Annotated in this window: 10 protein-coding genes; 9 read left to right on the forward strand and 1 reads right to left on the reverse strand. The window is 52.4% G+C overall.

The features are described from left to right. Positions 1–34: 34 nt before the first annotated feature. The 7 genes from lpdA to rluB all read left to right on the forward strand — a co-directional run bounded on the left by lpdA (position 35) and on the right by rluB (position 7,581). Positions 35–1,477 (forward strand): dihydrolipoyl dehydrogenase, encoded by a 1,443-nt coding sequence (lpdA, locus tag KO508_RS07820; protein WP_216007794.1) that lies wholly within the window; start codon positions 35–37, stop codon positions 1,475–1,477. A gap of 195 nt (positions 1,478–1,672) precedes the next feature. Further along, on the forward strand, positions 1,673–2,839 hold the full coding sequence (gene sucC, locus KO508_RS07825) for an ADP-forming succinate--CoA ligase subunit beta (RefSeq protein WP_216007795.1): 1,167 nt from the start codon (positions 1,673–1,675) through the stop codon (positions 2,837–2,839). Then, complete coding sequence (gene sucD, locus KO508_RS07830) at positions 2,839–3,711, forward strand: succinate--CoA ligase subunit alpha (protein ID WP_216007796.1); 873 nt, start codon at positions 2,839–2,841, stop codon at positions 3,709–3,711. The genes sucC and sucD overlap by 1 nt, the downstream gene beginning before the upstream one ends. A 119-nt stretch (positions 3,712–3,830) precedes the next feature. After that, on the forward strand, positions 3,831–5,045 hold the full coding sequence (locus KO508_RS07835) for a tryptophan--tRNA ligase (RefSeq protein WP_216007797.1): 1,215 nt from the start codon (positions 3,831–3,833) through the stop codon (positions 5,043–5,045). Continuing rightward, the gene (locus tag KO508_RS07840) at positions 5,038–5,829 is read left to right on the forward strand and encodes a segregation and condensation protein A (RefSeq protein WP_216007851.1); all 792 of its coding nucleotides are present in this window, start codon (positions 5,038–5,040) and stop codon (positions 5,827–5,829) included. The genes KO508_RS07835 and KO508_RS07840 overlap by 8 nt, the downstream gene beginning before the upstream one ends. A 45-nt stretch (positions 5,830–5,874) precedes the next feature. Beyond that, positions 5,875–6,516, forward strand: coding sequence for an SMC-Scp complex subunit ScpB (scpB, locus tag KO508_RS07845; protein WP_216007798.1), 642 nt, complete (start codon positions 5,875–5,877; stop codon positions 6,514–6,516). Between the two features lie 39 nt (positions 6,517–6,555). Next, on the forward strand, positions 6,556–7,581 hold the full coding sequence (gene rluB / locus KO508_RS07850; RefSeq protein ID WP_216007799.1) for a 23S rRNA pseudouridine(2605) synthase RluB: 1,026 nt from the start codon (positions 6,556–6,558) through the stop codon (positions 7,579–7,581). A gap of 42 nt (positions 7,582–7,623) precedes the next feature. Here rluB and KO508_RS07855 read toward each other — a convergent pair whose 3' ends face one another. After that, positions 7,624–8,550, reverse strand: a complete 927-nt coding sequence (locus KO508_RS07855) for a GGDEF domain-containing protein (RefSeq protein ID WP_216007800.1) — start codon at positions 8,548–8,550, stop codon at positions 7,624–7,626. Between the two features lie 287 nt (positions 8,551–8,837). Here KO508_RS07855 and KO508_RS07860 point away from each other — a divergent pair, with 287 nt between their 5' ends. Both KO508_RS07860 and smc read left to right on the forward strand, forming a co-directional pair. Further along, positions 8,838–9,521: a GntR family transcriptional regulator gene (locus KO508_RS07860; RefSeq protein ID WP_216007801.1), complete on the forward strand. Its 684-nt coding sequence runs from the start codon at positions 8,838–8,840 to the stop codon at positions 9,519–9,521. Position 9,522: 1 nt separating this feature from the next. Continuing rightward, positions 9,523–13,026: a chromosome segregation protein SMC gene (gene smc / locus KO508_RS07865; protein ID WP_216007802.1), complete on the forward strand. Its 3,504-nt coding sequence runs from the start codon at positions 9,523–9,525 to the stop codon at positions 13,024–13,026. The last annotated feature ends 1 nt before the right edge of the window (position 13,027 follow it).

Consider the following 13,027-nt stretch of genomic DNA (forward strand, 5'->3'; position numbering starts at 1 on the left):
CTGACACTTAACGAATCGGAAAACAGGATTAACTATGTCTGAAAAGTACGACGTAATCGTCATTGGCGCCGGCCCCGGTGGCTATGTTGCTGCCATTAAAGCCGCACAGCTTGGCCTCAAAACCGCATGTGTCGAGTCGTGGAGCTCCGAAGATGGTAAAAGCCAGGTGCTTGGTGGTACCTGTTTGAACGTAGGCTGCATTCCGTCAAAAGCGTTGCTTGAGATTTCCCATAAGTTCGAGGAAGCAAGCCACGACTATGAAATGCAGGGCATCATCGCCAAGGATGTCAAAATCGACGTCGCCAAGATGATGGAGCGTAAGAGCGGCATCGTTAAGCAGCTAACCGGTGGCATCGCAGGTTTATTCAAATCCAATGGCGTAACTTCCATCCACGGCCACGGTAAGCTGTTGGCAAATCGTCAGGTTGAAGTTACAGACAAAGATGGAAAGACCAAAACCTACGAAGCCGAAAACGTAATTATTGCCACCGGCTCCAAGCCTATCGAAATACCGCCCGCGCCAATGACCGAAGGCTATATTGTTGACTCGGAAGGCGCTCTGGAATTTGATGAAGTGCCTAAGCGCCTTGGCATTATCGGTGCCGGTGTTATCGGTCTTGAGTTAGGCAGCGTGTGGGCGCGTTTGGGTTCAGAAGTCACAGTACTGGAAGCGCAAGACACCTTCTTGCCGGCTGTTGATCAGCAAGTTGCCAAAGAGGCTCTCAAGCAGTTCCGCAAGCAGGGCTTGAATATTGTTATGGGTGGCCGCGTAACCGGCGCCGAGGTCAAGCGCAAGCTGGTCAACGTGAGCTACGAAGACAGCAAAGGCAAACAGGAGCTGAAGGTTGACAAGCTGATCGTGGCTGTTGGTCGTCGACCATACACCGACAATCTGCTCGCGGCGGATTCCGGCGTCAACATGGACGAGCGCGGTTTTATCTTCGTTGACGATAAGTGTAAAACCGAAGCGCCTGGCGTTTGGGCGGTAGGTGACGTGGTGCGTGGACCTATGCTGGCTCATAAAGCCTCGGAAGAGGGCGTTATGGTTGCTGAGCGGATTGCCGGGCATAAGCCTCAGGTAAATTACGACTGCATTCCAAACGTCATTTACACCTCGCCCGAAGTGGCCTGGGTAGGTAAAACCGAGGAGCAACTCAAGACCGAAGGCGAAGCGTACAAAGTTGGTACTTTCCCGTTTGCAGCCAATGGTCGTGCTATGGCAGCCAATGCTGCCTCAGGCATGGTGAAGATTATTGCGGACGAGAAGACAGACAGAATTCTGGGCTTCCACGTTGTGGGTCCACAGGCATCTGAGATTGTTGCTCAGGGCGTTATTGCCATGGAGTTTGGCTCAAGTGCAGAAGATCTGGCGTTGACCTGCTTCGCGCATCCGACTCTTTCTGAGTCTGTGCATGAGGCAGCTTTGGCAGTTAACGGTGGCGCGATTCATATTGCGAACCGCCGCAAAAAGAAGTAACGCAAACTAGGAAGCGGGGGCGCATATTATGGCGCCCCTTTACTATAAAAAGAGCAGATTTCCGTTTGCGATCGTGGTGAGCTGAGGTGATCCCCTGCTCACCGAACAGAATTCGCGTATAAGACTCCCTGTCTGGGGAGAAGCGAGTTCACTTCCGTACGTGGTTATCCTCCATCAAATAGCGGGACATTAACTATGAATTTGCATGAATATCAGGGCAAGCAGCTTTTTGCTGAATATGGCCTGCCCGTATCCCAAGGCATTGCCTGTGATACTCCGAAAGATGCGGTTGCAGCCGCTGATGAAATTGGCGGCGATGCATGGGTGGTTAAAGCTCAGGTGCACGCAGGTGGCCGTGGTAAGGCTGGCGGTGTAAAGCTGGTGAAAAGCAAAGACGAGATTCGTGAGTTTGCTGAAAAGTGGCTGGGCAAGAATCTAGTTACCTACCAGACCGATGAAAACGGTCAGCCGGTGAGCAAAATTCTGGTAGAGTCCTTAACCGATATCGATCAGGAACTTTATTTGGGTGCGGTTGTTGACCGTGGTAGCCGTCGTATCGTCTTTATGGCCTCCACCGAAGGCGGTGTTGAGATTGAGACGGTTGCCGAGGAAACTCCGGAAAAAATCCTTCGAGCAGAGATCGATCCTTTGGTAGGCGCACAGCCATACCAAGGTCGTGAACTGGCGTTCAAGCTTGGTCTTGAAGGTAAGCAGATTGGCCAGTTCACCAAAATTTTTATGGGTCTGGCAAAATTGTTTGAAGATCGTGACCTTGCTCTGCTGGAAATTAACCCGCTAGTTATCACCCCAGCCGGTGACTTGCACTGTCTAGACGCCAAAATTGGTGTTGATGGCAACGCACTGTATCGCCAGAAAAAGATTCAGGAAATGCACGACCCTTCTCAGGAAGACTCCCGCGAAGCGGAGGCTGCCAAATGGGAACTCAACTATGTAGCGCTTGATGGAAACATCGGCTGCATGGTTAACGGCGCCGGCCTTGCCATGGGAACCATGGATATTATCAAGCTCTCCGGTGGTCGTCCCGCCAACTTCCTGGACGTTGGTGGCGGCGCAACCAAGGAGCGCGTTTCAGAAGCGTTTAAGATCATTCTTTCCGACGACGCAGTACAAGCCGTTCTGGTAAACATTTTCGGTGGTATTGTGCGTTGTGACATGATCGCTGAAGGCATTATTGGTGCGGTTAAAGAAGTAGGTGTTAAGGTTCCTGTGGTTGTGCGTCTTGAAGGTAACAACGCTGAGAAAGGCACCAAGGTTCTTGCTGAAAGTGGCCTGAACATTATCGCCGCCACCAGTCTGGCGGATGCTGCAGAGCAAGTTGTTAAAGCCGCAGGGGGTAAATAATGAGCATCCTGATCAATAAAGACACCAAAGTTATCTGCCAAGGCTTTACCGGCGCACAGGGTACCTTTCACTCTGAACAGGCTATTGAATACGGCACTAAAATGGTTGGTGGCGTAAGCCCAGGTAAGGGTGGCACTGAACATTTGGGGTTGCCAGTATTCAATACCGTGCGTGAAGCAGTAGAACAAACCGGAGCTCAGGCTACCGTAATCTACGTTCCTGCACCCTTCTGTAAAGACGCGATCATTGAAGCGGCTGATGCGGGCCTTGAACTGATTGTGTGCATCACAGAAGGCATTCCGACCATCGATATGCTGTACGCCAAAGAATATGTTGATCGCAAAGGCGTTCGCATGATCGGTCCCAACTGCCCGGGCGTCATCACGCCGGGTGAGTGCAAGATCGGTATCATGCCAGGGCATATCCATAAGCCTGGTAAAGTCGGTATCGTATCTCGTTCCGGTACCCTGACTTACGAAGCGGTCAAGCAGACCACCGATTTTGGCTATGGTCAGTCTACCTGTGTGGGCATCGGTGGTGATCCGATTCCGGGTTCCAACTTCATCGATATCCTCCAGTTGCTGCAGAATGATCCGCAGACAGAAGCGATTGTGATGATTGGTGAGATCGGCGGTACCGCTGAAGAAGAAGCGGCTGCTTTCATCAAAGAAAATGTCACTAAGCCAGTGGTTGCCTACATTGCCGGTGTTACAGCACCTCCAGGCAAGCGTATGGGCCACGCCGGCGCTATCATCTCTGGTGGTAAAGGCACAGCGGACGAAAAGTTCGCAGCTCTGAACGATGCCGGTGTGAAAACCGTGCGCAGTTTGGCCGAGATTGGCAAGGCTCTGAAGGAAGTAACTGGCTGGTAAGCTAGTTTCTTTCAATAAAACCCCCGTTTCTGTTCTGCAGAGCGGGGGTTTTTTATTTATAATGCTGGGTCGCCTCGTTTAGTATGGGCGCATTCCATTTAAAAGAAGGAGTTTGTGCTTTGAGTTCAGTAGATTCCCAGCAACGGGTTTTGTCCGGTATGCGTCCCACCGGCAAGCTTCACCTTGGCCACTATCACGGTGTGCTGAAAAACTGGGTGAAACTCCAGCACGAATTTGAGTGCTTCTTCTTCATTGCCGACTGGCATGCCCTGACCACGCAATACGATGATCCGTCTGGTATTGAGCAAAGTGTCTGGGATATGGTAATTGATTGGTTGGCGTCAGGGGTTAACCCTGGTTCCTCCACTATGTTTATCCAGTCTCAGGTACCTGAACACGCAGAATTGCATCTGCTTCTGTCCATGATCACACCGCTGGGCTGGCTGGAGCGCATTCCCACTTATAAGGATCAGCAGGAAAAGCTGCGGGAAAAGGACCTAGCAACTTACGGGTTCCTAGGCTATCCATTGCTTCAGACCGCCGACATATTGATGTATCGCGCAGGTAAAGTGCCTGTGGGTGCCGACCAGGTTTCTCACGTTGAAATCACCCGGGAGATCGCTCGCCGGTTCAACCATATTTACGGTCGCGAGCCCGGTTTTGAGGAACAGGCGGAATCAGCCATCGTGAAGATGGGCAAGAAAAACGCCAAGCTTTATCGCACCCTCAAAAAGCGCTATCAGGAAGAGGGCGACATGGAGGCGCTGGAAACTGCCCGTGCCTTGCTAATGGAGCAGCAAAATATTTCCCTTGGGGATCGTGAGCGCCTATACGGTTTCATCGAGGGAGGCGGCAAGATTATATTGCCTGAGCCTCAGCCTCTGCTAACACCGGAGTCGAAAATGCCTGGGCTGGATGGGCAAAAGATGTCCAAATCCTATAATAACTATATTGGTTTGCGGGAAGAGCCGGATAGTGTGGCGCAGAAAGTTCGCACCATGCAGACCGACCCACAGAGAGTTCGCCGTACAGATCCGGGAGAGCCTGAGAAATGCCCGGTGTGGGGGCTCCACAAAGTTTATTCGGATGAAACCACCAAAGAGTGGGTTCAGACTGGGTGTCGCAGTGCCGGTATAGGCTGTCTTGACTGCAAAAAGCCATTGATTGACGCAATTCTGGAAGAGCAACGTCCGTTGCGCGAAAGGGCTCTTGAATACGAAGCTAGCCCCGACCTTGTTCATTCCATTCTTCAGGAAGGCCGTGAGCACGCGCGGGATGCGGCCAGAGATACACTTGAGGAAGTTCGGACCGCAATGGGATTGAGCTATCGATAACCCAGATCAGACACCATTAGCGCGGGTATCAGGGAAGGCGGTTGTTGACCTTCCCAGTGATTTGTATATCCCGCCAGATGCCCTTGCAGTATTTCTTGAGGCCTTCGAGGGGCCTCTTGACCTGTTGCTTTATCTCATACGACGCCAGAACATGGATATTCTGGATATAGATGTTAGTGAGATAACCCGGCAGTACATGGAGTACATCGGAGCTGTTGAAGCCATGCGCTTTGAGCTGGCTGCGGAATACCTCGTTATGGCAGCCACGCTAGCGGAGATAAAATCCCGCATGCTTCTGCCAAGGCACGAAGCCGACGAAGATGAAGAGGTAGATCCCCGTGCAGAGCTGATTCGAAGGTTGCAACAATACGAACGCTTCAAGAAGGCCGCGGAAGATATTGATTCACTGCCTCGCATGGAGCGCGACACCTTCGCCGTATCTGCATCCTTACCGAAGCTGCCATCCAGCCAAGTGCATCCAGATGTTGATATGCGGGACCTTCTTCTTGCGCTTCAGGGTGTACTGAATCGGGCTGACCTGTTTACCAGTCACCATGTAGAAAGAGAAAGGTTGTCTACCAGAGAGCGAATGTCCGCCATTTTGTCTGTATTGCGGGATGACCAGTTTGTCACCTTCCAGAGCCTGTTTACCATTGAGGAAGGTCGGCTTGGAGTGGTTGTGACTTTTCTAGCTACCCTCGAACTGGTTAAAGAACAGTTGATAGAAGTGGTTCAAGCTGAGGTGTTGGGCCCGATCCACGTACGTGCGCGAGCTGCGCGCTAAAAGATTTCGTATTGGAAAGCGGCATAGAGAAACCGGATAGCCATCATGAACGAAGAAGAGCTCTCGAGAATTCAGGCAATTGCCGAGGCTGCATTGCTCGCAGCAGGCAAGCCTCTTCCCCTTGAACAGCTAAGAGAGCTCTTTGCGGAGGATGAGCGCCCGGCACGGCAAGTTATGGAGCATGCCATGATGCTGCTTGGCAACGCATGCGAAGGCCGAGGTTTCGAACTCCGTAAAGTGGCCAGTGGCTACCGTCTTCAAATTCGGGAAGAGTTTGCTCCTTGGGTTAGTCGGCTATTTGAGGAAAAACCCCAGCGCTACTCTCGTGCTTTGCTGGAAACTCTTGCCCTGATTGCCTATCGACAGCCCATCACCCGCGGTGAGATTGAAGACATCCGCGGTGTTGCGGTAAGCAGCAATATCATTCGTACCTTACTTGAGCGAGAGTGGGTGCGTGTTGTTGGGCATAGAGACGTTCCAGGCCGACCGGCAATGTACGCGACAACACGGCAATTTCTCGATTATTTCAGTCTTTCCGGCTTGGGCCAGTTGCCTCCGTTATCCGAGATCCGCGATCTCGAAGAAATTGGCCGGGAAGTTGAAAAGAATATGCAGGCTGAGATTGAGTTCGACTCAGCACAGGCGAAGCCAGCGGGCGACAACCCGCCAGACCAGACATTTCACTGATACCATTCGGGTATCAGTCAGCGATTAAGGATTATGTTCATGGCGTCAGAACGCCCCGGAAGAAAGCCAAAACCGACCGCAAAGCCGGTTACCGACGCGGTTACTAACGACGGCCCGGAGCGGATTCAGAAACTCCTTGCCCGGGCTGGAATCGGCTCGCGTCGAGAGATTGAAGGCTGGATGGAAGCTGGCCGACTTACGGTAAATGGTGAGATAGTGGCACCGGGCCAGAAAGCCACTGTAAACGACCGCTTTGAACTGGACGAAAAACGGCTGGAAGTTGCAGCGGCAGCCGTTACTGTACGTCGCGTTCTTATCTACAACAAGCCGGAAGGCGAGGTAACCACCCGTAAAGACCCAGAAGGTCGTCCAACGGTGTTCGACCGTCTACCGAGGCTGAAGGATAACCGGTGGATCTCAATCGGTCGGTTGGATATCAACACCACAGGGCTCGTACTGTTTACCACTGACGGTGAACTGGCTAACCGTTTGATGCATCCCTCTAGCCAAATTGACCGTGAGTACGCAGTACGGGTTTTTGGTGAGGTCGATGATGCCATGATTGAGCGCCTGATGACGGGCGTGCTGCTTGAGGATGGCATGGCAAAGTTCAGCGATATCAGTCCTGCTGGCGGCAGTGGAATAAATCGGTGGTTCCATGTGACGCTTTTGGAAGGCCGTAATCGCGAAGTTAGGCGTCTGTGGGAGTCGCAGGGCGTCCGCGTAAGCCGTCTTAAACGAGTGCGCTATGGCCCAGTTTTCCTGCCTAGCAGGCTGACGCTGGGTAAATGGGAAGAGCTGGATCAGAAGGCAGTCGATACCATTAGTGGTACTGTTGGACTGACCTCGATCGACATACCCCAGAAAACCCCTGATGAACAAGCCGCGCACGATCGCCTAAGAAGGAAAAGCCCGAGCGGAGGGGGCAAGAAAGCGGGAGGTCGGCGCTGGGATGTCAGCGATACAAAACCTGCGCGCAAAGGCGGCTCTGAAAAGCTCCGTGGAGGCGCTAGCAAACCTCAAAGAGGCTCTGGCCGGCCTCGCAAGTCGCATTCCGACAGATAAATTGTGAGGTATATAGCCTGACTGCCTCTTGGCTCAGGCTATTCAACCGATGCTGGCAAAAACCCGAGTGCAGTTCCTGCCGTGATCTTTCGCTCTGTACAATGCCTCGTCGGCACGGGCTATCCACTGGCTTGCACCTTCTTCTGGCAGATGTGTGGCGACACCACAACTGATGGTTACGGAGAGTGAGGTTCCACCGCAATCAACGTTTAAATCCGCGACAGTGCTGCGTACACGTTCGGCAACGTCCCGTGCTTCCTGTTCGCCAGTGTGCGGTAGCAAAATGGCGAATTCCTCACCGCCAAACCGGTAAACGCTATCCGAGTTTCTGATTGCACTCCCCAGAGCTTCTGCTGTCATTCGCAGTACATGGTCACCCACAACATGCCCATGCTGGTCGTTGACTGATTTGAAATGGTCTAGATCGCATAGAATTAATGAGTACTCTTCGTCATGTCGGTCTGAAAGCAAGCTTGCGCGTTGAAGGTGTTCATCCAGTGCTCTCTTGTTCGGGATGGATGTCAGCGAATCTGTCAGTGCCGCTTGCTCAATGGCAATAAATTGGCAGGCGTTGCGTAAGGGGCAGACAGCCGCGCTGATAAACATCTCAATACCCTGCAGTTCTTCATCAGAAAACTTCTGCCGACGGTTGAGGGTGAGAGTGCCGTAGCATATGCCTTCCAGATTTAGGCGATATTCGCAACGGTGTGGGCCGCCCATTCCGGTTGCAAACACAAAGTCGCGGTGCCCAAGCTGATGGCGATAGTTCAAAGCGTCGAACGGAATAGTTCCGCGCAATTCTTCTGCCAGAATACCAAGCTGGGTTTCCAGAGAGAGTGTAGTGGATAGGCGCCGCGTTAGTCTTGTGAGAGGGTCAGGGGTATTTGACCATCCCTCAAACGCCTGCCGAAGTGCAGCCAGATCTTTTGGCTGAGTGGTGGTTCGCTGTATCGAGGGTATGTTTTTCACTACGGCTCACTCTCTTTCAAAGTGTATCAGTGCTTTTCATGAGTTAAGCATTGTTTATGCCATGTAAAAAATATGTATTAATGACAGGCAGATAAAGAGATAATCTAAAGTGGATTAGCTGAAGAATTTTCAACTGACTACGCAGGCGTCAAAAATACGGCAAGCTTCTTCCTACCGCGGCACGCACGGGGGGTGAAAAGCATCTCTAAGGGGTGGGGATGAAGAATCCCTGTGGTAAACTGACGGACTTGTTTTCGCGCTTTTTTCAGAAGTGAGCACTATTTCGTATGACGTTTCAGGCCCCAGAAAGCCTTTCCGAACAGATCGCCCAACATTTGGGCCAGCGGATTGTTACGCGGGATCTGATGCCCGGTGCCAGAATTCAGGAGCTTAAAGTTGCGAGCGACCTTAATGTCAGCAGGGGGTCGGTACGGGAAGCCTTGTTGATTCTGGAGCGCAGGCATCTGATTCAAATCTTCCCGCGCCGAGGCGCAGTGGTTTCGAGCCTAACTGTTGCCAGCGTCAACAATCTCTATGATATCTATATTGATTTGCTGTGCATGCTCGGGCGTAAAATGATTGAACGCTGGGCAGGCGACGAGCTGCGCGGTGTTATGGGTCGGGTTCGAGAAGTTGAGGCTGTTATTCAGGCTGTTAACTCAACCGGGCCAGATTCTGCCGAAAAAGTCATCGAAGCGGGCTTTGGCGTAATGCGTTACGCCTATGAACTGGTTGATAACCCGTTTCTGGAGGAAACGCTGGAAAATTTCCGGCCTGCGATCAGTCGCACCTATTTCGTTGCGCTTGAGAACTTTCGAGATGGCATAGGGCAGACCGCGGTCTTTTTCCGGCGCTTGGGTGACGCAGCTTTGAGTGGAGACGCTGAACGGCTTCAGTCTTCGATACAAGCCTTCGGTGAACACCAGAGACAGCAAGTTTTGAGTATTCTCATGGAGGAGGAGAGCGCGTGACATGCGCCTGAAGTCGATCAAGTTGGCCGGATTCAAATCCTTTGTTGATCCTACCACAGTACCTTTCCCGACTAATCTGACAGCAGTTGTTGGGCCAAATGGTTGTGGCAAATCCAATATTATTGATGCCGTTCGCTGGGTAATGGGAGAGAGCTCCGCCAAGTATTTACGCGGCGAATCCATGACAGACGTTATCTTTAACGGCTCCAGCGCCCGAAAGCCCGTAGGTCAGGCATCTATAGAGCTGGTATTTGACAATAGTGACGGTTCTGCGCCCGGAGAGTTCGTTCGCTTTAATGAGATCTCCGTACGCCGGCGGGTATCCCGGGAAGGGCAGTCCGAGTATTTCCTTAATGGCTCTAAATGCCGTCGCCGTGATATCACAGATCTGTTTCTAGGCACCGGCCTAGGCCCTCGTAGCTACGCTATTATCGAACAAGGCATGATCTCTCGGTTAATAGAAGCCAAGCCGGAAGAGCTGCGCATCTATATCGAAGAAGCCGCTGGCATTTCGAAGTACAAGGAGCGCCGCAGGGAAACCGAAAACCGTATGCGCCGCACTCAGGAAAACCTTGAGCGCCTAACCGACCTTCGTGAAGAACTGGGGCGACAGCTACAGCACCTCGAGCGGCAGGCTGCTGCTGCAGAAAAATACAAAGCCTACAAGCAGGAAGAGCGCCAGAAAAAAGCCGAGCTTACGGTTCTGCGTTGGCAATCTCTGGATAAGGATCTACAGGCTTGGCGCAGCAAAATCCGCGATACGGAGCTTGAGCTTGAGAAGCAGCTTACCGAACGTGTCAGTTTGGAAACCTCTCTGGAATCCCTACGCGATAGCCATCATGAGCGTACAGAGCACTTCAACCGTTCGCAGGCACGCTATTACGAAGCTGGCGCTGACATTGCCCGAATTGAGCAAAGCCTTGAGCATCAGCGTGAGAGAAGTCGCCAGACTGCAGCGGAGCTGGATCAGGCGATGGCTAACCAACGAGAACTCGCGCGGGAATTGAGTCAAGACGAAGATAAGCTCTCTGCCATTCGGGAAGAGCTGGAAATGATTGAGCCGGAACAGGAAGCTCTGGCTATTCGCTCCGAGGAGTCGGGAGAGAATCTTCAGCGAGCGGAAGATGCCATGAGCGAATGGCAGCAGCGTTGGGAAGACTTCAGTTCACGCTCTGCCGATGCTCGCCGCGAAGCAGAGCTCGCCCAATCTCGTATCCTCTCTCTTGAGCAAGCCATAGATCAACTGTTAGCTCGCCAGCGTAAGCTCCAAGACGAACAGGCGCAATTGGACGGTCAGGTTGATCGCGACGAACTGCATGAGCTTCAAGAACAGCAAGAGGTCTTGGAATTGCAGCGTGAAGAAGCGGCCGAGCGAATTGAATCGGTTCAGGAGGAGCTTCAGGATGCCAAGCAAAACCAGCGTGATACCGAACAAGCCCTGACCGGTGCCCGACAGAAAGTACAAAGCCTACAAGCTGCACTGGAATCTCAGCAAGCGCTGCTTGATGAACAAATGGGTGGGCAGGATGATGCGCAACAGGCATGGCTGGCAGAGCATGGTTTAGTAGACCTACCTCGTGTGGCCGGCAGACTTCAAATAGAGGATGGCTGGGAGTTCGCGTTAGAGCAGATTATTGGGCGCTTTAGTCAGGGGCTAATGTTGCCAAACATCGAAGCGCTTTCTCAGGCTTTGCAGGAGGCGCCGAAGGGGCTTGCCGTTATACAGGCGAGTTCCGAAGACAGCACTCCTGCGGCTTCTGGAAATGTATTGGCCTCTAAAGTGCGTGGTGTGGAAGCTATTCGCTCTATGCTCAAGGGAATTGGGGTAGCTGAGTCTCTCTCGGATGCACTAGACAAAAGATCAGGGCTGGCAGACGGCGATAGTATCATCACTAGGGAGGGTGTTTGGGTAGCCCGTGATTGGGTGCGGATGCCTGAATCCGACGCCAGCCAAATCGGCGTTATTGAACGGCAGAAAAAAGTGGATACCTTGGCCGATCAGCTTGCACTGGCAGAGGAGTCTCTGGAAGAGGCAATAGCGCGTCACGAAGCCCTGAAGGAACGAGCAGAAAGAGCGGAATCCGTAAGAGATGAGGCGCAGGCAAGGCTGAGCGAAACCGATCGCGAGCTCAGTTTAGTTGCCTCCCAGATCAGCGGACTGCGTGCACGTGCCGAGCAGATTGATGCGCGACTTACTCGGATTCATGAAGAAGCATCAGACGTAGTGCTGAATTTGGAACGCCAGCAGGAAAACCTCGGTGTCGCCCGAGAACAATGGCAACAGGCGTTGGCTTTAACGGAAGACGGTGATGACGAAAAAGAGCGCTTACTCGAACAACGGGACATCCGGCGGGAGAAACTTGACGGATTGCGTCAGGAGGCTCGCCATGATCGTGATCATGCTCACCAGCTTCAATTACAGCTCCAAACTCTCGCCAGCCAACGTGATGGCTTAAGCCAAACCATAGACCGCATGCAAATGCAGAAAGAGCGTCTGGAAGAGCGCTTGGAAATCCTTAGGGAGTCCAGAGAGAGTGCGGAAGAACCCATGGAAGACCTGCAAATGCAACTCGAAGGTTTGCTGGATCGCCGATTAGCTGAGGAAGAGAAGCTTGGTGTAGCCCGTGATGCCTTGGAAGAAATTGACCGGGAAGTGCGGGAGAAAGAGCAGGGAAGAAGCGGCACCGATCACCGGATTCAAGACGTTCGCTCCAAATTGGAAAAGCTGAAAATGGAATCCCAAGCGCTGGAGATTCGTGCCAGTAACCACATTGAGCAACTTGGTGAGCTGAACGTAAAGCTGCAAGATATACTTCCCCAATTGCCTGAGGATGCCAGTCAGGAGGAATGGGCATCGGAACTGGAGAAAATCGGAAATCGCATTCAGCGCCTTGGCGCTATCAATCTTGCGGCAATAGACGAGTATCAGGTTCAAAGTGAGCGTAAAACCTACCTCGACAGCCAGCACGACGACCTGACAGAAGCACTCGATATTCTTGATACGGCTATCCGCAAAATCGATCGGGAAACCCGGCAGCGTTTTAAAGAAACCTTTGATCAGGTAAACGGCGGTTTGCAGGCCCTTTTTCCGAAAGTATTTGGTGGAGGCAATGCCTATCTAGAGTTGACCGGTGAGGACCTTCTGGAAACCGGTGTGGCTATCATGGCCCGCCCTCCGGGAAAAAAGAACAGCACTATCCACCTGTTGTCCGGTGGGGAAAAGGCGCTTACTGCGATTGCACTGGTGTTCTCCATTTTTCAGCTCAACCCGGCACCTTTTTGTATGCTGGATGAAGTGGATGCCCCCCTCGATGACGCGAACGTTGGCCGGTATGCCAGTCTGGTCAAAGAAATGTCGAAACAGGTACAATTTATATACATAACCCATAACAAGATCGCTATGGAAATGGCTGACCAGCTTATGGGGGTAACAATGCACGAGCCCGGTTGTTCGCGCTTGGTTACTGTTGATGTTGAAGAGGCGGCCGCTTTGGCAGAAGCCTAGT

It is taken from the genome of Marinobacter salexigens, from assembly GCF_018860765.1.
Taxonomy (GTDB): Bacteria; Pseudomonadota; Gammaproteobacteria; order Pseudomonadales; family Oleiphilaceae; genus Marinobacter; species Marinobacter salexigens_A.

What these genes read in the sequence shown, in the direction of transcription:
- lpdA (WP_216007794.1), top strand. Translation starts at nt 35, where the DNA reads ATGTCTGAAAAGTACGACGTAATCGTCATTGGCGCCGGCCCCGGTGGC.
- sucC (WP_216007795.1), top strand. Translation starts at nt 1,673, where the DNA reads ATGAATTTGCATGAATATCAGGGCAAGCAGCTTTTTGCTGAATATGGC.
- sucD (WP_216007796.1), top strand. Translation starts at nt 2,839, where the DNA reads ATGAGCATCCTGATCAATAAAGACACCAAAGTTATCTGCCAAGGCTTT.
- scpB (WP_216007798.1), top strand. Translation starts at nt 5,875, where the DNA reads ATGAACGAAGAAGAGCTCTCGAGAATTCAGGCAATTGCCGAGGCTGCA.
- rluB (WP_216007799.1), top strand. Translation starts at nt 6,556, where the DNA reads ATGGCGTCAGAACGCCCCGGAAGAAAGCCAAAACCGACCGCAAAGCCG.
- KO508_RS07860 (WP_216007801.1), top strand. Translation starts at nt 8,838, where the DNA reads ATGACGTTTCAGGCCCCAGAAAGCCTTTCCGAACAGATCGCCCAACAT.
- smc (WP_216007802.1), top strand. Translation starts at nt 9,523, where the DNA reads ATGCGCCTGAAGTCGATCAAGTTGGCCGGATTCAAATCCTTTGTTGAT.